At 64.0% G+C, this 21,048-nt stretch carries 20 protein-coding genes; 13 read left to right on the top strand and 7 right to left on the bottom strand.

What is annotated here, in order from left to right; all coding sequences use genetic code 11:
• The first annotated feature begins 179 nt into the window (after positions 1–179).
• From G6P99_RS14555 to G6P99_RS14545, 3 genes are read left to right on the top strand one after another with little or no spacing between them, the layout of a single operon-like run.
• Positions 180–1,157, top strand: coding sequence for an ABC transporter permease (locus G6P99_RS14555; RefSeq protein WP_029078243.1), 978 nt, complete (start codon positions 180–182; stop codon positions 1,155–1,157).
• 2 nt (positions 1,158–1,159) lie between these two features.
• A complete protein-coding gene (locus G6P99_RS14550) occupies positions 1,160–1,990 on the top strand; it encodes an ABC transporter permease (RefSeq protein WP_029078244.1) in 831 nt (276 codons plus the stop codon).
• A complete protein-coding gene (locus G6P99_RS14545; RefSeq protein WP_029078245.1) occupies positions 1,987–3,612 on the top strand; it encodes an ABC transporter ATP-binding protein in 1,626 nt (541 codons plus the stop codon). The genes G6P99_RS14550 and G6P99_RS14545 overlap by 4 nt, the downstream gene beginning before the upstream one ends.
• A gap of 29 nt (positions 3,613–3,641) precedes the next feature.
• Here G6P99_RS14545 and G6P99_RS14540 read toward each other — a convergent pair whose 3' ends face one another.
• Positions 3,642–5,009, bottom strand: a complete 1,368-nt coding sequence (locus tag G6P99_RS14540) for an NAD(P)/FAD-dependent oxidoreductase (RefSeq protein ID WP_029078246.1) — start codon at positions 5,007–5,009, stop codon at positions 3,642–3,644.
• A gap of 135 nt (positions 5,010–5,144) precedes the next feature.
• Between G6P99_RS14540 and G6P99_RS14535 the strand changes: the two genes are divergently transcribed.
• From G6P99_RS14535 to G6P99_RS14520, 4 genes are all read left to right on the top strand, one after another.
• Positions 5,145–5,999: a VOC family protein gene (locus G6P99_RS14535; protein WP_029078247.1), complete on the top strand. Its 855-nt coding sequence runs from the start codon at positions 5,145–5,147 to the stop codon at positions 5,997–5,999.
• 119 nt (positions 6,000–6,118) lie between these two features.
• Complete coding sequence (locus G6P99_RS14530) at positions 6,119–7,441, top strand: ABC transporter substrate-binding protein (RefSeq protein WP_165128617.1); 1,323 nt, start codon at positions 6,119–6,121, stop codon at positions 7,439–7,441.
• A gap of 158 nt (positions 7,442–7,599) precedes the next feature.
• Complete coding sequence (locus G6P99_RS14525; protein WP_246709544.1) at positions 7,600–8,451, top strand: carbohydrate ABC transporter permease; 852 nt, start codon at positions 7,600–7,602, stop codon at positions 8,449–8,451.
• A gap of 11 nt (positions 8,452–8,462) precedes the next feature.
• Positions 8,463–9,287 carry a carbohydrate ABC transporter permease gene (locus G6P99_RS14520; RefSeq protein WP_029078250.1) on the top strand — a complete coding sequence of 275 codons (825 nt, stop codon included), beginning with the start codon at positions 8,463–8,465 and terminating at the stop codon, positions 9,285–9,287.
• Positions 9,288–9,405: 118 nt separating this feature from the next.
• Here G6P99_RS14520 and G6P99_RS14515 read toward each other — a convergent pair whose 3' ends face one another.
• Positions 9,406–10,416, bottom strand: a complete 1,011-nt coding sequence (locus G6P99_RS14515; protein ID WP_165128613.1) for an AraC family transcriptional regulator — start codon at positions 10,414–10,416, stop codon at positions 9,406–9,408.
• Positions 10,417–10,632: 216 nt separating this feature from the next.
• Here G6P99_RS14515 and G6P99_RS14510 point away from each other — a divergent pair, with 216 nt between their 5' ends.
• The 4 genes from G6P99_RS14510 to G6P99_RS14495 all read left to right on the top strand — a co-directional run bounded on the left by G6P99_RS14510 (position 10,633) and on the right by G6P99_RS14495 (position 13,661).
• Entirely contained in the window at positions 10,633–11,403 is a 771-nt protein-coding gene (locus G6P99_RS14510) for an alpha/beta fold hydrolase (protein WP_029078252.1), read from the top strand.
• Between the two features lie 191 nt (positions 11,404–11,594).
• Complete coding sequence (locus tag G6P99_RS14505; protein ID WP_029078253.1) at positions 11,595–12,470, top strand: alpha/beta fold hydrolase; 876 nt, start codon at positions 11,595–11,597, stop codon at positions 12,468–12,470.
• A gap of 60 nt (positions 12,471–12,530) precedes the next feature.
• Positions 12,531–13,025: a DUF302 domain-containing protein gene (locus G6P99_RS14500; protein ID WP_029078254.1), complete on the top strand. Its 495-nt coding sequence runs from the start codon at positions 12,531–12,533 to the stop codon at positions 13,023–13,025.
• A gap of 108 nt (positions 13,026–13,133) precedes the next feature.
• A complete protein-coding gene (locus tag G6P99_RS14495; protein ID WP_029078255.1) occupies positions 13,134–13,661 on the top strand; it encodes a hypothetical protein in 528 nt (175 codons plus the stop codon).
• Positions 13,662–13,770: 109 nt separating this feature from the next.
• On the opposite strand, the gene G6P99_RS14490 is transcribed toward G6P99_RS14495, so the two are convergent.
• Positions 13,771–14,448, bottom strand: a complete 678-nt coding sequence (locus tag G6P99_RS14490) for a cysteine hydrolase family protein (RefSeq protein ID WP_029078256.1) — start codon at positions 14,446–14,448, stop codon at positions 13,771–13,773.
• A gap of 163 nt (positions 14,449–14,611) precedes the next feature.
• Here G6P99_RS14490 and G6P99_RS14485 point away from each other — a divergent pair, with 163 nt between their 5' ends.
• A complete protein-coding gene (locus G6P99_RS14485; protein WP_029078257.1) occupies positions 14,612–15,625 on the top strand; it encodes a formamidase in 1,014 nt (337 codons plus the stop codon).
• A gap of 243 nt (positions 15,626–15,868) precedes the next feature.
• Here G6P99_RS14485 and G6P99_RS14480 read toward each other — a convergent pair whose 3' ends face one another.
• The gene (locus tag G6P99_RS14480) at positions 15,869–16,939 is read right to left on the bottom strand and encodes a YeiH family protein (protein WP_165128611.1); all 1,071 of its coding nucleotides are present in this window, start codon (positions 16,937–16,939) and stop codon (positions 15,869–15,871) included.
• A gap of 86 nt (positions 16,940–17,025) precedes the next feature.
• Here G6P99_RS14480 and G6P99_RS14475 point away from each other — a divergent pair, with 86 nt between their 5' ends.
• Positions 17,026–17,997: a LysR family transcriptional regulator gene (locus tag G6P99_RS14475; RefSeq protein WP_029078259.1), complete on the top strand. Its 972-nt coding sequence runs from the start codon at positions 17,026–17,028 to the stop codon at positions 17,995–17,997.
• Here G6P99_RS14475 and G6P99_RS14470 read toward each other — a convergent pair.
• From G6P99_RS14470 to G6P99_RS14460, 3 genes are all read right to left on the bottom strand, one after another.
• Positions 17,945–18,166 (bottom strand): hypothetical protein, encoded by a 222-nt coding sequence (locus tag G6P99_RS14470; RefSeq protein ID WP_029078260.1) that lies wholly within the window; start codon positions 18,164–18,166, stop codon positions 17,945–17,947. The genes G6P99_RS14475 and G6P99_RS14470 overlap by 53 nt on opposite strands.
• A 149-nt stretch (positions 18,167–18,315) precedes the next feature.
• The gene (locus tag G6P99_RS14465) at positions 18,316–19,554 is read right to left on the bottom strand and encodes an ATP-binding protein (protein ID WP_029078261.1); all 1,239 of its coding nucleotides are present in this window, start codon (positions 19,552–19,554) and stop codon (positions 18,316–18,318) included.
• 174 nt (positions 19,555–19,728) lie between these two features.
• Complete coding sequence (locus G6P99_RS14460; RefSeq protein ID WP_035976025.1) at positions 19,729–21,000, bottom strand: allantoate amidohydrolase; 1,272 nt, start codon at positions 20,998–21,000, stop codon at positions 19,729–19,731.
• Between the last annotated feature and the right edge of the window lie 48 nt (positions 21,001–21,048).

The following is a 21,048-nucleotide window of genomic DNA, read 5'->3' as shown; positions in this document are numbered from 1 at the left end:
TGGGGTGAGGGGCCGTCTCCGCGAGATTAGTCTATCGATAGACCTGTACCCCCTCACCCGGATCGCATCGTGCGATGCGATCCGACCTCTCCCCGCAAGCGGGGCGAGGTGACCGAGAGACCTGCGCCAATCCGATGCAGACCGGTGTCCACGTCGTCTGAACACGCTATAGATAACGCATGCGTATCCTGAGCCTTGCGGGGCGGCGGCTTGCTGCCTCGATCCCGACCCTGTTCCTGATCCTGATCGGCGTGTTCCTGCTGTTGCAGCTGGCGCCGGGCGACACCGTCGATGCGCTGATGGCGCAGATGGGCGGCGGCGATGCAGCGACCGCAAAGGAATTGCGCAAGTTCTACGGGCTCGACCTCTCGGTGCCGGCGCAGCTCGCCAACTATCTGTGGCGGCTGGTGCGGCTCGATCTCGGCTTCTCCTCGATCTACGGCAAGCCGGTGGCGACCGTGATCCTGGAGCGGCTGCCGCCGACCATCCTGTTGATGACCGCGTCGCTGTCGTTCGCGTTCTTCTTCGGCCTGCTGTTCGGCGTGATCGCCGCGCGCGGCGTCAACCGCTGGCCGGATACCATGATCTCCACCCTCGGCCTGATCTTCTACGCCACCCCCTCATTCTGGTTCGGGCTGATGGCGATCGTGGTGTTCTCGGTCTATCTGCAATGGTTGCCGCCGGGCGGCTTCGAGGACATCGGCACGGTGCAGACCGGGATCTGGCGCGTGCTCGATATCGCCGCCCATCTGGTGCTGCCGACGCTGACGCTCGGGCTGATCTTTCTGGCGATCTATCTGCGCATTATGCGGGCCTCGATGCTGGAGGTCTTGAACCTCGATTTCGTGCGCACCGCCCGGGCCAAGGGTCTCGACGAGACCCATGTCATCACCCGCCATGTGCTACGCAACGCGCTGCTGCCGATGGTGACGCTGATCGGACTTCAGGCCGGCACCATGCTCGGCGGCTCGGTCGTGGTGGAGAGCGTGTTCTCGCTGCCCGGCCTCGGCCGGCTCGCATATGAATCGGTGGTGCAGCGCGACCTCAACACCCTGCTCGGCATCGTCTTCGTGTCCGCGCTGCTGGTCATCATCGTGAACTTCGTCGTCGACCTGCTCTACGCGCGGCTCGATCCGCGCATCGCGGCGGAGGGCTGACGATGGACGCGGTGAAACGCTACTTCCGCAGCCCGGCCGCGGTGATCGGCCTGATCCTGCTGCTGCTTGTGATCGCGATGGCGATCAGCGCCGGTTTGCTCTATCCGCGCGATCCCCTCGCTTTGGCGGGCCGGCCGCTGATCTGGCCATTCTCCAATCCGCGCTTCCTGCTCGGCACCGACAATTCCGGCCGCGACATCGCAGCTCAAATCTTTTACGGCGCGCGGATATCGCTCCTGATCGGCGGCGTCGCCACCGTGATCGCGATCCTGATCGGCATCCTGGTCGGCGCCTTCGCCGGCTATTACGGCGGCTGGGTCGACAATGTGCTGATGCGGATCACCGAGGCGTTCCAGACCCTGCCGAACTTCGTGCTGCTGCTGGTCTTGGTCGCGGTGTTCGGTTCGACGCTGACCACGGTAACCATCGCGGTCGGCGTGGTGTCGTGGCCGGCGCCTGCGCGGCTGACCCGCGCCGAATTCCTGTCGCTGCGCAACCGGGAATTCGTGCAGGCCGGCAAGACGCTCGGCATGAAGGACGTCCAGCTGATCCTCGGCGAGATCCTGCCCAGCGCGCTGCCGCCCGTGATCGTCTATGCCAGCGTGGTGATGGCGGTCGCGATCCTCCTGGAAAGCGCGCTGGCGTTCCTGAGGCTGTCCGACCCCAACGTCGCCTCCTGGGGCAATCTGATCGGGCTCGGCCGCGATGTGCTCCGCGTGCAATGGTACGTCTCGGCAATCCCCGGCATTGCGATCCTGGTCACCGTGCTCGCGGTGTCGCTGGTCGGCCAGGGCCTCAACGATGCGCTCAATCCGAGGCTGAAGAGCCGATGAGCGAGACCGTCCTTTCGCTCAACGGACTGACGGTGCGCCTGCCCAAAGGCGCCGACCGGCCGCACGCGCTGGCCGACGTTTCCCTGTCGATTGCATCGAATGAAATCCTCTGCGTGGTCGGCGAGTCCGGCTCCGGCAAATCGATGATGGCGAACGCCATCATGCGGCTGCTGCCGAATGAGGTGACCATCGAACAGGGCCGGATGATATTCGATGGGCGCAACCTCTGCGCCGCAGATAGTGCCGAGATGCGCGAGGTGCGCGGCGCCGGAATCGCGATGATCTTCCAGGAGCCGATGACTGCACTCAATCCGCTGCGCACCATCGGCGACCAGATCGGCGAGATGTTCTCGATTCACACCGGCCTGTCGAAGGCCGAAATCAATGCGCGCGTGTTGGCGCTGCTCGAGGACGTCCGCATCCCCGACCCCAAGGCTGCCGCAAAGGCCTATCCGCACGAGCTCTCCGGCGGCCAGCGCCAGCGCGCCATGATCGCGATGGCGCTGGCGCTCGACCCCAAGCTTTTGATCGCGGACGAGCCGACCACCGCGCTCGACGTCACGACGCAGGCGCAAATCCTGAAGCTGATCCGCGACCTGCAGCAGCGCAAGAAGACGGCGGTGCTGTTCATCACCCATGATTTCGGCGTCGTCGCCGAGATCGCCGATCGCGTCGTGGTGATGCAGCATGGCGCGATTGTCGAGCAAGGCGCCGCCGACAAGGTGCTGAGCGATCCGCAGCATGCCTATACGAAGCAACTCATATCAGCGGTTCCGCCGCTGAAGGCGCCGCCGCCGCGCATCCTTTCCGGCAAGGACATCCTGACCATCGACGGCGTCTCCAAAACCTACCGCACCGGCGGCTTCCTCGGCCGCGGCGCGCGGATCACGGAAGCAGTCAAGAACGTCTCGCTGCATTTGCCGCGCGGCGCGACGCTCGGCATCGTCGGTGAGTCCGGCTCCGGCAAATCGACGCTCGCGCGCTGCATCGTGCGACTGATCGATCCCGACACCGGATCGATCGTGCTCGACGGCAAGGACTGGGCGAAGCTGACACGCGAGGAGATCAGGCGCGAGACCCGCCACATCCAGATGGTGTTCCAGGATCCGTTCGCCTCGCTCAACCCGCGCCGCAAGGCGGCCGAGCTGGTGGCGCAAGGACCGATCGTGCACGGCACCGACCGCACAACGGCGATCGCGGAAGCACGAAGGCTGTTCGAACTGGTCGGCCTCGACCCGTCCGCCGGCGACCGCTTCCCGCACGAATTTTCCGGCGGGCAGCGGCAGCGCATCGGGCTCGCGCGGGCGCTGGCGCTGAAGCCGGACGTGCTGGTCGCCGACGAGCCGGTCTCGGCGCTCGACGTCTCGGTGCAGGCGCAGGTGCTGAAACTGCTCGCCGGACTGCGCCAGCAGCTCGGCCTCTCCATCATCTTCATCACTCACGATCTGCGGGTTGCTGCACAAATCTGCGATCTGGTCGCCGTGATGAAGGATGGCGCCGTGGTCGAGCAAGGGCCGACCGCGGAGGTGTTCGGCAGGCCGCAGCATCCCTACACGCAGGCGCTGCTGTCAGCGATCCCCGGCGGCGACTTCACGCGCAAGCGCGATGCCTTGATCGCCTAATCAGGGCATCGCGTAGCGTTGGTCCGCGTTCACCGTGAGCGGCGCGAAGCCAGGAAATACTCCGCCCAGCGCAGCAGCTCGAAGCGATCGCCCTTGACCAGCTCCTGTGCATCGCGGCGCCGGTACAGCACCAGCATCCACGGCGCGAGCTTGCGCAGGAGTCCGTGCGCCACATACTGCACCGGCTCGGTGAACGGCAGCGCTAGCTCGCTTTCCGGCACGCCCTGGACCGCCCGCGCCAATTCGCGGCCGAGTGGAATCGTCAGCGCCACCGCGCGGCCGTTGCAGCCGGTCCAGCCATAGGCGTTCGGTCCCAGCCGGTGCATACGCGGCAGGAAATCCGCCGTCATCCCGACATAGCCGTTCCAGACATAGTCGAAGGACACGTCGCCGATCTGCGGCCATATCAGCTGCAGCCGCTCGGTCACCCGCGCCTTGAGCCGCGCGGTCTTGTCGCCCGGGCCGAGCACGGCGCCGCCGGTGACGAGCCGATTGCGCGCGTCGTAGCGCGCAAAATACAGCTCGCCATGGGTGTCCGACATCGCCTGCCTGGCGGGGATGATGGTCTTGCGGACATTGTCCGACAGCGGCTGGGTCGCCATCTGCCACGACAGCACCGGCATCACCTCGGTTGCGATCTCCGGCACCAGCGATTTGGTGAACTCGCCGCTATAGGCATTGGTCGCGACCACCAGCGCGCGGCCGGAGATTTCGCCCTGCTCGGTCTTCACCACCCAGCGGTCACCACGGCGCTCGAAACTCGTCGCGGGCGAACGGGCATAGATCCGCGCACCGAGGCCGAGCACGGTGCGCGCAAGGCCACGCGCCAGCGCCAGCGGATTGACGTGACCGCCGGTCCGGTTCCAGAAGCCGCCATACCACGCATCCGAGCCGAGCATGTCCCTGGTCTGATCGCGCGACAGCAGTTCGACCGGCGCGCCGAATTTCGACCATTGCTGCACCCGCCGCTCCGCGATCTTGATGCGGCCGGGCGAATGCACCGGCTGCACCCAGCCGGCCTGCTCTTGCTCGGCCGCGATGTCGTAGCGCTTGACGACGTCGAACAGCATGGACGCACTGTCTCGCAGCATCGCGACGAAGCGCTCGCCAGCCGCGCCGTGCCTGGCAATGATGTCATCGGGATCGGGACGCGACAGCGTCGGAATTACCTGGCCGTTGTTGCGGCCGGAGGCGCCCCAGCCCGGCTCCGCAGCCTCGACGATCGCGACGTCGACATTGGCCTCGCGCAGATGCAGCGCGGTCGATAGACCAGTGAAACCGCCGCCGATGATGACGACGTCGGCCTGCTGCGCGCCGGTCAGTTCGGGACAATCAGGGCCGGATGGCGTCACTGCTGCCCAGAGCGAATTGGGCGAGCGCACGGCATTGCTGCTCATCATGATCCTTTCTTGCGGGCGCCCGATCGTTCTGGTTAGATTTATAGCGTTTTCGAGCGAAGTGGATACCGGTTCGCGTGAAGAAAACGCGTCAAAACAAAAGCCAATCCCTCATTCCAGCCGGGAAGACAACAAGTGGCACTCAAGAACGTCATCGGAATCGATCACGCCGTGGTCATGGTCAAGGACCTCGACAAGGCCGCCGAGAATTACAAGCGGCTCGGCTTCACCGTGTCGCCGCGCGGCACCCACAGCGCGCATATGGGATCGGGCAACTACACCATCATGTTTGATCCCGATTACATGGAATTGCTCGGCGTGCTGACGCCGACGGAGCACAATGCGCCGGCGCGCGCCTTCCTGGAGAAGCGCGGCGAAGGCATCGAACGCATCGCATTCACCGCGGTGGATTCCGCTGCCGGCGCCGAGGAGATCCGCGCCCGCGGTTATACGCCGGTCGGGCCGACCGATTTCGAACGCCCGGTGATGCTGCCGAACGGCACGGTCTCGGCGGCGAAATTCCGCACCTTCCAGTGGCCGACCGCGGAAGCGCCCGGCGGCGTCCGCATCTTCGCCTGCCAGCACAAGACGCGCGAGACGGTGTGGATTCCTGAATTGATGACGCACGCCAATGGGGCAAAACGCCTCAAGCAGGTGCTGATCGTCTCGCCCGATCCCGCGACCGATGCCGCGCATCTCTCCAGGATGATCGATATCGCCGTCAGGCACGATGCCGACGGTGCCGTTGCAGTGCCGTCCGGCGGCGACCGCGCCGACTTCGTGTTCCTGACCAAAGACCAACTCGGCAAGCGCTACCCCGGCGTATCGCTGGATGGCCTGTCTGAGCGCGGCGGCGCCGGCCTCGTGATCGCGGCCGACCTTGCCGCGACCGAGAAAGCGCTGGGCACGAGCGGCGTGAAGAGCGGCGCCAGCATCACCGTGCCGCCGGCTGCCGGCAATGGCACCCTGCTCGCCTTCGTCAAGGCATAGCTGCCATTACATTACATGCGCGGCGCGGCGTTATGCAGCGGCGTCGCGCATGTGGGACTAGGCAGATCGAGTTGAGACGCTAGTATCCCTCCCAAACAAGAACCGTCTGGGAGAGAAACATGTCGCATCACCTGATCTCGCGCCGGCAGATGCTGGCCGGCACCGCCGCCGCCGGCGCGGTTGGATTGACCGGATTTCCGGCCCGCGCCGAGGTCAACTGGAAGAAATATTCCGGCACCACGCTCGAGGTGATCCTCGCCAAGGGGCCGCGTGGCGACAATCTGCAAAAATACATCAAGGAATTCACCGAGCTCTCCGGCATCAAGGTCGAGTCGGAGCAGATTCCCGAGCAGCAGCAGCGCCAGAAATGCGTCATCGAGCTGTCCTCGGGCAAGCCGAGCTTCGACGTGGTTCACCTGAGCTATCACGTGCAGAAGCGGCAGTTCGAGAAGGGCGGCTGGCTCGCCGATATGAGCGGCTATCTCAAGGACCCGAGCCTGACGCCGCCGGACCTGATCGAGAGCGATTTCTCCGCGGCCGGCCTGCAATATGCGCGCAACGACAAGGGCCAGATGTTCTCGCTGCCGTGGTCGGTCGACTATTTCATCCTCTACTGCAACAAGGAGTTGTTCCAGAAGAAGGGCGTCGAGGTCCCGAAGACGCTGGAGGAGATGGCGGTCGCCGCCGAAAAGCTGACCGATCCGAAGGAAGGCATCTACGGCTTCGTCGGCCGCGGCCTGCGCAATGCCAACATGGCGATGTGGACCAACTTCTACCTGAACTTTGGCGGCGAATTCCTCGATGCCAAGGGCAACATCCTGACCGACGGCCCCGAGGCGATCGAGGCCACAAAACTCTATCAGCGGCTGCTGACCAAATGCGCGCCGCCCGGCGTCGCCGGCTTCAACTGGATGGAGTCGATGGCCTCGTTCACGCAGGGACGCTCGGCGATGTGGATCGATGCCGACGGCTGGGCGCCGCCACTGGAAGATCCCGCCGCCTCGCGCATCGTCGGCAAGGTCGGCTACACGCTGGTGCCCGCCGGACCCAAGGGCAAGTTCTCCTCGACCTATGGCGACGGCATCGGCATCGCCGCGGCGAGCAAGAACAAGGAAGCGGCCTATCTGCTCTGCCAATGGGTGGTCTCGCGGGGACAGGGCGCCCGCCTGCTGCAAGCCGGCGGCGGCGTGCCGTTCCGCAACTCCATCGTCGACGATGCCGAGGTCGCCAAGGGCGTGAAGACCAAGGAATGGCTGCAATCGGTGATCGACTCCGCCAAGATCTCGAAGCTCGGCCTGCCCGTCATCATCCCGGTCGCCGAATTCCGCGACATCGTCGGTGCGGCGCTGACCGCGACGCTGTCAGGCGCCGATCCCGCCACCGAGCTGAAGAAGGCGCACGAGCAATTCCGGCCGATCCTGGAGCGCAGTGAAAAAGCGTGAGCGTGGTGACACAGGCTGAGCCGGCGGCAAAAGCGTTTTCAAGCGAAGTGGGTACCGGTTCGCGTGAAGAAAACGCGTCAAAGCAAGAGTCCAGAGCCGATGGCTCTGGAGACGCCGCGCCGGCGCGTGAATGGCGTCCGCCGTCCTACTGGCCGTTCGTGATTCCAGCGCTCGTCGTGGTGCTGGCGGTGATCATCTTTCCGTGGGTGTTCACGATCTGGATGAGCATGCAGGAATGGAAGGTCGGCTCGCCGACCACCTTCGTCGGGCTTGCCAATTATTTGCGGCTGCCGACCGATCCGCGCTTCGTCGAGGCGGTCGGGCACACGCTGTCCTACACGGCGCTGTCGGTGCTGCTGCCGTTGGTGTTCGGCACGCTGGCGGCGGTGGTGTTTCACCAGAAGTTCGCCGCGCGCGGCTTCTGGCGCGGCATCTTCATCATGCCGATGATGGCCACTCCCGTGGCGATCGCGCTGGTGTGGACCATGATGTTCCACCCGCAGCTTGGCGTGCTGAACTATCTGCTGTCGCTGGTCGGCCTGCCGCCGCAGCTCTGGGTGTTCAACCCGGCGACCGTGATCCCGTCGCTGGTGCTGGTGGAGACCTGGCAATGGACGCCGCTGGTGATGCTGATCGTGCTCGGCGGCCTCGCCGCGATCCCGACCGAACCCTATGAGAGCGCGCAGATCGACGGCGCCAATTTCTGGCAGGTGTTCCGCTTCATCACGCTGCCTTTGATCATGCCGTTCCTGTTCATCGCCGGCATGATCCGCATGATCGACGCGGTGAAGAGTTTCGACATCATCTTCGCGATCACCCAGGGCGGGCCGGGCTCGGCGTCGGAAACCATCAACGTCTATCTCTACAGCGTCGCCTTCGTCTATTACGACCTCGGCTACGGCTCGGCGATCGCGGTGGTGTTCTTCCTTCTGATCGTCGCGCTCGCAGCGCTGCTGCTTTACTTACGCAAGCGCATGCTGTGGACGTCAGAGCTCGGAGACGGCGCATGAACCCGCGTCAGATGGCTTTGCGTCAGATTCTGGGCCGGATCGGGCTGTGGCTGTCGGTGTTCGTCATCGTCTCGCCGGCGATCCTGTTCTTCCTCTGGATGGCGTCGCTGTCGCTGAAGTTCGAGATCGACAACGCCTCCTATCCGCCGGTGTTCATCCCGGAGCATTTCGCGTGGAAGAACTACGCCGACGTGTTCGCCTCCAACCGCTTCCTGACCTATTTCACCAACAGCCTTGTTGTCACCGGTTGCGCCACCGGCCTCGCGATGCTGGTCGGCGTGCCCGCCGGCTACGGCATTGCCCGGATGGCCGCGCATAAATCGGCGATCGTGATTCTGATCGCGCGCATCACGCCGGGCCTGTCGTACCTGATCCCGCTGTTCCTGCTGTTCCAGTGGCTCGGCCTGCTCGGCACGCTGGTGCCGCAGATCATCATCCATCTCGTGGTCACGGTGCCGATCGTGATCTGGATCATGATCGGCTATTTCGAGACCACGCCGCTGGAGCTGGAGGAAGCCGCATTGATCGACGGCGCCACCCGCTGGCAGGTGTTCCGCCATGTCGCGCTGCCGATCGCCAGGCCCGGGCTCGCGGTCGCCTTCATCCTCGCGGTGATCTTCTCCTGGAACAATTTCGTGTTCGGCATCGTGCTGGCCGGGCGCGAGACCCGCACGCTGCCGGTCGCAGTCTACAACATGATCTCGTTCGACCAGCTGAGCTGGGGCCCGCTCGCCGCCGCCGCGCTGATCGTGACGGCACCGGTGTTGCTGCTCACCGTGATGGCGCAGCGGCAGATCGTCGCCGGGCTCACCGCCGGCGCGGTGAAAGGCGGTTAGAGCGATATGAACTTATGGGGCCGTCGCAGGGCGCGCTGCCAAAATATCGAAAACAACCCCATGCAAAGTAGCCGGCGGCGTCCGGCGTTCGACCAGGCAACTTGACACGTCGGGCAACTCAGGCACATTCTTCTAATATTCCGAAATGCGGACATCTGGGCCAAGGGCATTCGGCAACTTCTGCTTCCTGAACGTCCCCTTGCCTTCCTCCGCCGTCAGATCGTCGAGCCGCTCGGTACCGGCCAGGCGATAGGCCGTGATGCCGGTGGAACAGCTTCGAAAACGCTGCCGCTGTCTCGTAACCGACCCGGCTCGCAATTCGTGCGATCGGCTCGTCGCTGGTTTCGAGCAGGAACGCTGCTTCCGCCATCCGGCGTTCGATCACATAGCGGTGCATGGACTGGCCGACGAGCCTGGTAAAGCGCGCGGAAAATACCGAGCGGCCGAGCCCCACGCGGTGGCCAAGGTCGCTCAGGGTCCAGGGGCGCTCCGGGTTTTCGTGAATCAGCTTGAGCGCCGGTCCGATATGCGGATCAGATATGGCCCCGAGCCAGCCGCCTTGTCCGGGGCTGAGAGACGCGATCCAGTTTCGGAGCACCTCGACAAAGAGCACTTCCGTCAGTCGTGAAAGCGCGACGCGTTGGCCAGGACGCTCGAGCGCGGACTCGCTGACCATGCGGCGCAAGATTGCTTCAAGCCAACCACCGTCCGCCGTCGGCTTCAGCAGGAGCACGGGCGGAAGTAGCTCCAGCACGCTACCAAACAGTGGCCGTGACACCGTGAAATTTCCGCAAATCATGGTCGAGAGCGGCTTTGCACGGCCGCCGTGACGAACGACGCCAAGACGCGGCGACGATCGATCGATATCCATAATCCGCAACGGCTCGGCCCGGCGATCCGAATAAAAGACGTGGGGCTCTCCGCGTGTGATGACGACAAAATCGCCCTCGGTCATCTGGATTTCCTCTCCCTGTTCGAGCGCGAAGGTCGCCGAGCCCTGGCTGAGATAGTGAAACAGGGCGTAGGGGCGCGCCGGCAACTCAAGATGCCAGGGATGGCCGAGCTCGAAGTGAAAGAGCAGCGTCCCGCTGAGACGAACGCGATCGAGCACTTGGGCGAGGATATCCATGTCGCCGAGATTAGACCGGTGGACGATAGGACACAACATCCGGACGATTGATCTCTATCGTCCGAAAGGCCGGCGGAATAGGTCACGTCGCGGCGGGCCGACATCACGTACGGCAACCATTTAGCCAACGGCAGATGGAAGAACCGCGACCTTGCTGGGAAACGCCTGTCCAGTCCCCCGGACAGTGTTCGTCCGACATGCCAACAGGAACAATCAATGCGAAATATCCTCCTCTCAGCCGCCACCGCACTCCTGGCCGGATCGACCTTGGTCGGCTCCGCCCATTCCGCCGAACTGCCCAAGGGAGCAGCCCACAACATCGTGCTCGTGCACGGCGCTTTCGTGGACCAGACGAGCTGGCAGCCCGTTGCCGATATTCTCACGAAGAAGGGCTACAGCGTCACGCTCGTGGAAAATCCGCTCACCTCGCTCGCCGCTGATGTCGATGCCACCAAACAGGCGCTTGCGAAGCAGGATGGCAAGACCGTTCTCGTCGGCCATTCATGGGGCGGCGTGGTGATCACGGAAGCCGGCAACGATCCCAAGGTCTCGGCGCTGGTCTATGTTTCCGCCTTCGCGCCGGAGGTGGGCGAATCCCTGGCGTCGCTGGCAAAGGCCGGCCCGCCGACCGAAGGCGGCAATGCGATCCATCCCGACGCGAAGGGCAATTTGTACATCGATCCCAAAGTGTTTCCGTCAGCCGTCGCGGCCGACCTTCCTCCGGAAATCGCTGAGCACCTGGCCAACTCGCAGCTTCCGTTGAATCACGTTGCGTTCGAAGCCCCCGTCGACATTGCGGCCTGGCACGACAAGCCGACGTTCTATGTCATCAGCACGAAGGACAAAGTCCTCGCGCCCGAGGCCCAGAAGTCGTTCGCAGCCAGGATGAAGGCTCAGACCACGGAAGTCGCCGGCAGCCATGCCTCGCTCGTCGTCCATGCGAAGCAAGTTGCCGAGGTCATCGAAAAGGCCGCGCTCTCGAAGTGACGGTACCGCTCCCGGCGCTTTCGCGCCGGGAGTGCGCACGCTCGCTCAGAGAATTCAGTACTCATCGGACCGCGACGGCGAAAACCAGCCAAGGCCGCGGAAGCGCCAGCGCCTCCCGAAGGAAGGCCTCGGTCGCTGCGTCGCGCCGGTCCCCCACTCGAATATTTTATGCCAAGCATCCGGAGGATGACATGACTCAACCCGACATCGCGAGCCAGGACGCCGCCACGCTCGAAACGGCGCCGACCCGCTACATCGAAGGCCACGGAATCCGCTTCGCCTATCGCCGCCTCGGCTCCGCTACCGGAACGCCGCTTGTTCTCCTGCAGCACTTCTCGGGCAACATCGATGCATGGGATCCCGCCGTCGTCAACGCTCTCGCCACCGATCGCCCTGTAATCGCATTCGACAACGCCGGGGTCGGTCGCTCGACCGGCCAAACGCCCGACAATATCGCAGCGATGGCAAGAGATGCAGTCGCCTTCATCAATCTGCTCGGTCTTTCTGAGGTCGACCTGCTGGGCTTTTCCCTCGGCGGCTGCATCGCCCAGCAGATCGCCGCCGAGCACGGACGGCTCGTCCGCAAGCTCATCCTCGTCGGTACCGCGCCGAAAGGCGGAGAGGAACACCTGCTGGCGGTTCTGCGGGAAGCGTTTTCGCAAACCGATGCGCCGGATCCCCGTCTGCCGCTGTTCTTCACAAATTCATCCGCCAGCCGGTCGTCCGGCTTGGCCTTCCTGAAGCGGACGAAGGTGCGCAAGGACGATCGGGACACCGATAACGGCAGCGCGGTAACCGATCCGCAGGCCAAGGCGCTGATCACATGGTGCGCCACACCTGACCCCGGGCACGCCATTCTGCGCGCCATCCACCAACCCGCCCTTGTGGTCAGCGGCAGCCACGACACGATGCTGCCCGCGAACAACGCCTACGCAATGTTCAAGGAGCTCAGCAACGCTCAGCTGGTCCTCTATCCCGATTCAGGGCACGGCGCCCTGTTTCAGCACCACGAGATGTTCGTCAGCCACGTCCGGACCTTCGTGGATGCGCAGTCCGCGGCTGTATGACACCCGGCGCGTTCCGACGCGATCAGGCACTTTATCCATGAGAGTTGTTACGGAGGACAAATGACAATCGTCAAAGTCGAGGTGGAGCGTTTCAGCCTCACGAGCTCAAAACCATTCGACGCTGTTGTGGCTGCGCTCAAGTCTGCGGTCGGGCACCCCAACATGGTCGAATTTTTCAAGGAGACGAGGGCGACAAAATCCTTCCCGGATTTGGAGCGCGTTGTACAAAGCGGCCTCGGCCGAACAGACCTTATGCTCTTCGCAGAATTTGACCTGGGCGACATTCTACGTCGCGAAACCGGATCCAAGACGCCCAGGATCATACGGCTTGTGATCGGCAATCCACTCATCATGAAAGAAATGGTCAAGCACGTGCCCGATGCTGGATCCTACGCTCCAGTCACTGTGCTCATCGATGAGCGTCCCGATGGCGTGCACGTCTCTTATGACAAAATGGAGAGTTATCTGCTGCATTATGGCAGCGCCGAAGCCCTTGCCGTCGCCCGAAATCTCGATACGAAAATCGCAACCTTGCTAAGCGAATGTGCGAGCTAAAACGTCCTGATGACGCCTTCGGCCGATGGAAGTGGTAACTCATACCAATCGCGGAACGCGGCGGGTGTTGTCATGACGCGAGCCAGACATTCGAAGGGAAATTCCTGCATGTACAAGACACTTCTTGTCACTCTCGCTGCCTCGGCTCTTGCCACCGGGAATGTCGCGTCTGCTCCCGCCGTCAGGAAAGAGCCGCTGGATGCTGCTACTCTCAGCGCGATAAAATCGAAGTTCGGCAGGCTGATGGAATTGGCCAACAACCACGATTTCAAGGCTCTGCATGGGATGTTCTGGCAATCGCCCTCGACCCTGTTGGTGGCCAAGAGCGCGATCCAGTCCGAAGGGAACTGGGCCGGCTTTTGGGGCACCGAGGCGGTTGATCAAAAGCTGCATGATATCGGTAGCTCCGGTCCGGTCGTGCTCGAGCCGGATTATTCGAAGCTCAAGGTTGTCGGCCTGACGCGCGACGTCGCCGAGTCCTACGTGCCGATGAACATCACGGTCTCTTATGCGGGGCAGGATGGAACAGCCAGGCCGTTTCTAATGATCATCAATTGGCTTCGCGTCGGGAAGGACTGGAAGGTCGCTTCCGAAATCATTCTGCCGGTGCCGCCCGTACCCGCCGCGAAGGGCTAGGTACGGGCCTCAACTGTTCGGCACGACGCCTCGCATTCTTCGGCACTGAACGCAACGACCCGGGACCGTCTTCACACATTAATGAGTCCGCATCCCATCTCATCTTGCTCTAGGCAGCGAGCGCCTTCAACACGGCGGCAGAATCGGCGACCCAGCCGAAAATGCCGCCCTGGGCCTTGATCATCTTCAGGCCCATCTCGTGGAATTCCGGGAAGTAGGACGCGCAGCCGTCGGAGATCACGACGCAGCGGTAGCCGCGGTCGTTGGCCTCGCGCACCGTTGTGTTGACGCAGACTTCGGTGGTGACGCCGCACACCAGCAGATTCTCGACGCCGTATTTCTGCAGGATGTCGCCGAATTCGGTGGCGTAGAACGCGCCCTTGCCGGGCTTGTCGATCACGATCTCGCTGTCGAGCGGATAGAGCTCGGGGATGATGTCGTGGCCGGCTTCGCCGCGGATCAGAATTCGTCCCATCGGCCCGGGATCGCCGATCCGCAGTGACGGCGCGCCGCGCTCGAGCTTTGCCGGCGGCGCGTCCGAGAGGTCAGGCAGATGGCCCTCCCGCGTGTGGACCACGAGCAGCCCTGCGTCGCGCACCGCCGCGAGCACCGCGGCGATCGGCCTCACCGCGCGGGCAAGCTGGCTGACGTCGTTGCCGAGCGTCTCGCCGAAGCCGCCGGGCTCCATGAAATCGCGCTGCATATCGATGATGACGAGCGCGGTCTTGCTCCAGTCGAGCGCGATCGGCTCCGGCTCCGCCGCGATTGTCCCGCTTGAATCCGCCATGACGCATGCCTCGAATGCGAAAAGACCCGCGCCTGATTAAGCAAACCGCATGCCATCATGCAACAATGATGCTGGCATGATCGTTGCTAGCCGAGAGCCGGATCGAACGACGTTGATCGTTCGCGAAAAGACCCAAGCGTCTCAAACAAGCGGGAGGACAGGCATGAATGGACTTGGCGGTCTCAACAAATCACCCAACGGCGTGGTGATCGGACTGGTGCAGCTGCAACTGCCCGTGGTCGCGACCAAGGCCGATCTGGCGCGACAGACCGAACGCATCGTCTGGATGGTCGGCAAGGCGCGGCGCAATCTCGGCACCATGGATCTTGTGGTGTTCCCCGAATATTCGCTGCACGGCCTGTCGATGGACACCAATCCGGAGATCATGTGCCGGCTCGACGGGCCTGAAGTCGCGGCGTTCAAGAAGGCCTGCATCGACCACAAGATCTGGGGCTGCTTCTCCATCATGGAGTTCAACCCGCGCGGCAATCCCTACAATTCAGGGCTGATCATCGACGACCACGGCGAGATCAAGCTCTATTATCGCAAACTCCATCCCTGGATTCCGGTCGAGCCGTGGGAGCCGGGCGATATCGGCATTCCCGTGATCGACGGACCGAACGGCGCGAAGATCGCACTGATCATCTGTCACGACGGCATGTTCCCGGAAATGGCGCGCGAATGCGCCTACAAGGGCGCGGAGATCATGATCCGCACCGCAGGCTACACCGCGCCGATCCGCAACAGCTGGCGCTTCACCAACCAGGCCAACGCGTTCCAGAACCTGATGGTGACAGCCAATGTCTGCATGTGCGGCTCGGATGGATCGTTCGATTCGATGGGCGAAGGCATGATCGTCAATTTCGACGGCAGCATCATCGCGCACGGCACCACGGGACGTGCCGACGAGATCATCACCGCCGAGGTGCGGCCCGACCTCGTGCGCGAGGCGCGGATCAACTGGGGCGTCGAGAACAACATCTATCAGCTCTGGCACCGCGGCTATGTCGCGGTGAAGGGCGGCGCGATGGATTGCCCCTACACCTTCATGCAGGACATGGTGTCCGGCCGCTTCCGCCTGCCCTGGGAAGATCAGGTCAAGATCACCGACGGCACGTCCTGCGGCTTTGCTGCGCCGACACGGGTGTTCGGCAAGACCGCGAAGGCCGCCGAGTAGCCGGCTAGAGCGGTATGAGTTTTGGTTGACTCGGCTTGCCGCGCTTTCGGTTCACCTCTCCCCGTCGGGGAGAGGTCGGATTGCTCTCGGCGATGCGATGCATCGTCCGGTGCAATCCGGGTGAGGGCTCTTGCTCTTTCGATAGACCGTAACCCCTCACCCGATTTGCTGCGCAAATCGACCTCTCCCAAGGGAGAGGTGAACTTTCGACACCCTTCCAGCTCAACCTGATCTCATCATGCTCTACTTGAAGAAATGCACGAGGCCGATGCTGAGGCCCAGCAGTAGCAGCAGCGACAGCGTGACCGCTGCTGTCACCCGGCCGCCGACGGTCGAGAGCACGCGCACATCGACGCCGAGCCCAAGGGCTGCCATCGAGACGACGGTGAGGATCGCCGCCGTCTTGGTGACCGGCACAATCGCGATGTCAGGCACGAGCTGGAACGAGCGCAGCGCGGCCAGCACCAGAAAGCCGATGATGAACCAGGGCACCAGCTTGAACGGGCTGATCGACGCCGCCTTTGTGTCGCCGGCCTTGGCGGTACCGGCCTTGCGCCGCCGCGCCACGAACAGTGAGAGACCGACCACGATCGGGCCCAGCATCAACACCCGCACCAACTTCACCAGCGTGCCGATCTGGGTCGAGACGATGCCGGCCGGCACGGTCGCCGCCAGCACCTGCGGCACGGCATAGACCGTGAGCCCGGCGAGGATGCCGTATTGCGTCGCGGTCAGCTTCAACAGCGGGATCAGCAGCGGCAAGCCGAGCACCATCAGCACGCCCAGAATGGCGGTGAACGAGATCGACGAGGCGATGTCGTCGCCATCGGCCCCGATCACGGGCGCCACCGCTGCGATCGCGGAGTTGCCGCAGATCGAATTGCCGCAGGCGATCAGGATCGCAAGTTTGGTCTTGAGCCCGAGCAGGCGGCTCAGCCCATAGCTCACCGCCAGCATGATCACGACGGTCACGGCGATGGCGCCGATCAGGACATAACCCGAGGCCACGATCGCGGCGAAGCTGATCGACGCGCCGAGCAACATCACCGCGACCTCGAGCAGCTGCTTGGCGCTGAAGGCAATGCCCGAGCGCCAGCGCTCCGATGGCGCCCAGGCGGTGCGCACCGCCATGCCGAGCAGGATCGCGACCACCAGCGCCTCGATATAGGGATGGTCGAAAACGCGCTCCTCGGCGGCCTGGATGCCGAGCGAGATGACCGTGACCACCCCGCAGAGCAGAATGCCCGGAATGAGCCGGAAAATGCGCTTCAGCGCCCCCTGCTTCTGCCCCTGGTCTCGTTCTTGTTCCGGCACGGAATCCTCTTTTCGGAGAAGATTTTATGCGCCAGAGGACGCCGCTTGGCTAATATATTTTCGGACTGCCCCGATAGAGAGAAGTTATGTCCCTCAACCTGCATCTGCTCCGCCTGTTCGCGGCCGTGGCGAAAACGGGGAGTTTCTCCCGCGCCGCCGAGCTCCTGCACATCAGCCAGCCGGCGATCTCCAAGGGCGTGCGGGATTTTGAGCTGCAGGTCGGCTGCCGTCTGCTCGACCGCACGCCGAAGGGGGTGCGACCGACCCGGGAGGGCGCGGCGCTGGCGCGGCATGCCGAAACGCTGTTCGCGGCCGAGCGTGCCGCCGAGGACGAGTTGCAGGCGCTGCGCAACCTCGACAGCGGCTCGCTGCGCATCGGCGCCAGCACGACGATCGCGACCTATATGATCCCGGAATATCTCGGCGTCTTCCACCGCGCCTTTCCCGGCATCGACCTGCATGTGGTGAGCGCCAACACCTTCGATATCGCCGCGCTGATGCTGGGGCATGAGATCGAGATCGCCCTGGTCGAGGGGCCGGTGGAGGACGAGAACCTGACCAGCGCAGCCTGGCGCACCGATGTGATGGCGCTGATCGCGGCACCCGATCACCGCTTCGCGGCGGCTCAAGCGCCAATCGACATTCGCTCGCTGAACGATGAGATCCTGATCGTGCGCGAGCCGGGCTCAGGCACCCGCGAGGTGGTCGCGCAGGCGCTCGCCGCCCACCGCGTCGAGCCGCAGCGGACGCTCGAGATCGGCAGCACCGAGGCGATCAAGCAGGCGGTGGCATCAGGCGTCGGCGTCGCCATCGTGTCTGTTGCGACGATCGACGATCAGGTCAGGCTTGGGAAATTGCGGGTAATCCCGATCAAGGGCGTCCACATCGAGCGCACGCTCTGGCAGCTGAAATCGCCCGGCCGGCTGGACGTGCCGGCGGCGGTCGCGTTCGAGGGGATCATTCGGGAGACGCAAGCGGCGAAGACGGCGCCGCGGATGCCGGCGGCTAGAGCGCGGCGAACAGACCCTGCGCCCAGGCAACGGCACGCTCGAAGCTGAACACGCCGGGCTCGAAATAGACGGCGCGGGCCAGCACGATGCCGGCCACCAGCACCCAGAACACGCTGGTGCCTGCGGTCTTCAGCCATTTCGACACGCCCTCGCTCGCGATCGAAGGATCGACCGCGGGGACCGGCTCGCCGAAGGGATCGAATGCGGATTGGCTCATGTCGTGACCACCAGGGAATGTCAGGAGAATGTCGCGACGATGGGGCCGGAAGCAAGGGTAGTGGAATGCCTTTTGCGGCGGTTACTTGGAAGGACCTTTTCCGGTCCGGAGGCCGGGGAGTATTTCCTTCTCGACGCCCCCTTTGGGCGTCAACTGTCGGTCCCGCGCTGCGGCGCCACGCGTGGCAGCGTGATCCGGACGCTCGTCCCCCTGCCCGGGGAACTGTCGAGATGGAGCTCTCCGCCCAGCCGGTTGGTGACGATATTGTGGACGATGTGGAGGCCGAGCCCGATCCGGCCGATGTCGCGGCGCGTGGTGAAGAATGGATCGAAGGCTTGCCGCAGCACGTCGCGGTCCATCCCGCAGCCATCGTCGGCGAACAGGATTTTCACGTGGTCTGTGCCTGACGCACGCAGCCGGATCGCAATGGTGCCGCCTTTGCCATCCGGAAAGGCGTGCGCGACCGAATTGACGAACAGATTGGTCAGCACCTGGCCGTAAGGGCCGGGATAGCTGTTCATCGCAAGACCGGGCGGGCAATCGACCTCGAGCGCCAGATTGTTCTTCGGCAAGGCCGGCCGCAGGTTCGAAAGCACCTGCTCGGTCGCCTTGCCGAGATCGAACCGGCTGCGGTCGAAATAGCTTCGATCGACGGCCACCTGCTTGAATGATTGCACAAGATCCGCGGCGCGCTTGAGATTGCCGACCAGCAGCGACGATGCGCTTTCGACAACCTCGATGAAATCGCTCAGGCTGGAGCGCTTCAGCTTGCCGCGCGCCGCTTCGGCGGCGAAGTCGGCGCATTTCTGCTCAAGGACCGAGGCGACCGTGAGGCTGGTGCCGACCGGACTGTTGATCTCGTGCGCGACGCCCGCCACCAGCCGTCCCAGCGCCGCAAGCTTTTCCGCCTCGATCAGGGACGCCTGGGTCTCCTGCAGATGGTGCAAGGCCTTCTCGGCCGCGTCGCGGGCGGCACGGATCTCGCGTTCGCTGCGCTTGCGATCCGTGATCTCTTCGGCCGCGACATTGACACCGACGATGCTGCCGTTCGGTTCACGCTGCGGATGCCAATGCGTGATCCAGCATCGCTCGTCATTGTGGCCCGGACGCTGGCCGTAAACCTCCACTCCGGTCACGGGCTCTCCGGTCTCCATGATCGACCGGACGATACCCTCGACCGCCGTGGCCAGCGCGGGCACGCAATCATGCACCGTACGTCCGAGATGACCTTCGACCGAAATGCCGCAGATCTCGGTGAGCCGCTGGTTGATCTGAAGGTAACGGCAATCGGGAGAAAGGTAGGCAAGACCGATCGGCGCAGTGTCATAGATCAGCTGCAGCGCCGGTTGTTTTGGGAACTGAACGTCCTGGACGACGGACGACCTCATGTCCTTTCCCCCGTTGACGCAAGTCTAGCGCTTCACGGCGAGCCCGCAAAGAGCCTCAACCAGGCCGGGAGCGGCGGTCAGACCTGTCCAAATTCGGCACGAGCCGGACCATGGCGAAATCAAGGCAGGGTACCGCGCATGCCGATGCGGCACTGACCGCCAAGCGCGCCAGCTTCAGCTGTTCGCCGCGTCGCGCGGCCGGAAATTCTCGATGACACGCAGCAGCACCCGCGCGGCGGTGTCGGCATCGGCGAGTTCGACGTGTTCGGCCGGATTGTGGCTGATGCCGCCGCGGCAGCGCACGAAGATCATGCCGATATCGGCGACATCGACCATTGCCATCCCGTCATGCCCTGCCCCGCTCGGCAGCTCGAACACGGCATGGCCCTCGGCCGCGACGGCCTCGGCGATCTGGGTTTTCAGCCACGGCGCGCAGGGCACGCTGCGGTTCTCATGGGTGACATCGATCTGCAGTGCGAGCTCGCGGCGTCTTGCGATCGCCTCGATCTGCCGCACGATGTCGGCAACCGCGCGCTTGCGATGCATGTCGCTCTGCGAGCGGATGTCCATCGTAAAGGACACCTTGCCTGATATCACGTTGGTGGCGCCGGGCATGGCGTCGATATAGCCGACGGTGCCGACCAGGCCGGCTTCGTCGCTCCTGCAGAATTCCTCGATCGCGACGATGCATTCGGCGGCGCCCGCCAGCGCGTCACGCCGCAGCGGCATCGGCACAGTGCCGGCATGGCCGGCGACGCCGGTGAGATTGGCGGCGAGCCGGGTCGCGCCTGAAATCGCGGTGACGACGCCGACCGGCAGCGCCTTCTCTTCCAGCACGGGGCCCTGTTCGATGTGCAGCTCGACATAGCCGAACAGCTCGCGGCGGGCGCGCGCCGCCTTGCCGATATGATCGGGATCGAGCCCGAAGGCGATCAGCGCGTCGCGCATCGACGTTCCGGCCCGATCGCGCGTGTTGAGCACGCTCTCATCGAACGTACCGGCCACCGCGCGGCTGCCGAGCAGGGTCGAGGCGAAGCGCACGCCCTCCTCGTCGGCAAAACCCACGATCTCGATCGCGAATGGCAGCCGCCTGCCGCGCCGGTTCAGATCGGCGACGCAAGCGATCGCGGTGATGACGCCGAGCGGGCCGTCCCATCTGCCGGCGTCGCGCACGGTGTCGTAATGCGAGCCGAGCATCAGGGCCGGCAGGTGCGGCCGCTCGCCCTCGTAGCGCCCACAGACATTGCCGATGGCGTCGAGATGCGCACTCATGCCGGCCTCGCGCATCCAGGACAGGATGAGATCGGCCGCCTTGCGATGCTCGTCGGTGAGGAAGACGCGCGCCAGTTGCTCCGGCGTCTCGGAGATTGTCGCGAGTTGATCGATCCGCGCCACGATCGCGTCGCCAAGGCAGGACGGATTCGAGGACGGTTTCTTCTCGCTCATACTGTTTCCCATCAGTCCAACCCGACGCCGCAGCCCGCTTCACTCGTA

Origin of the sequence: Bradyrhizobium sp. 6(2017), assembly GCF_011058295.2 — a bacterium.
Classification (GTDB): Bacteria; Pseudomonadota; Alphaproteobacteria; order Rhizobiales; family Xanthobacteraceae; genus Bradyrhizobium; species Bradyrhizobium septentrionale.
This window is presented reverse-complemented; position numbering and strand designations above follow the sequence as displayed.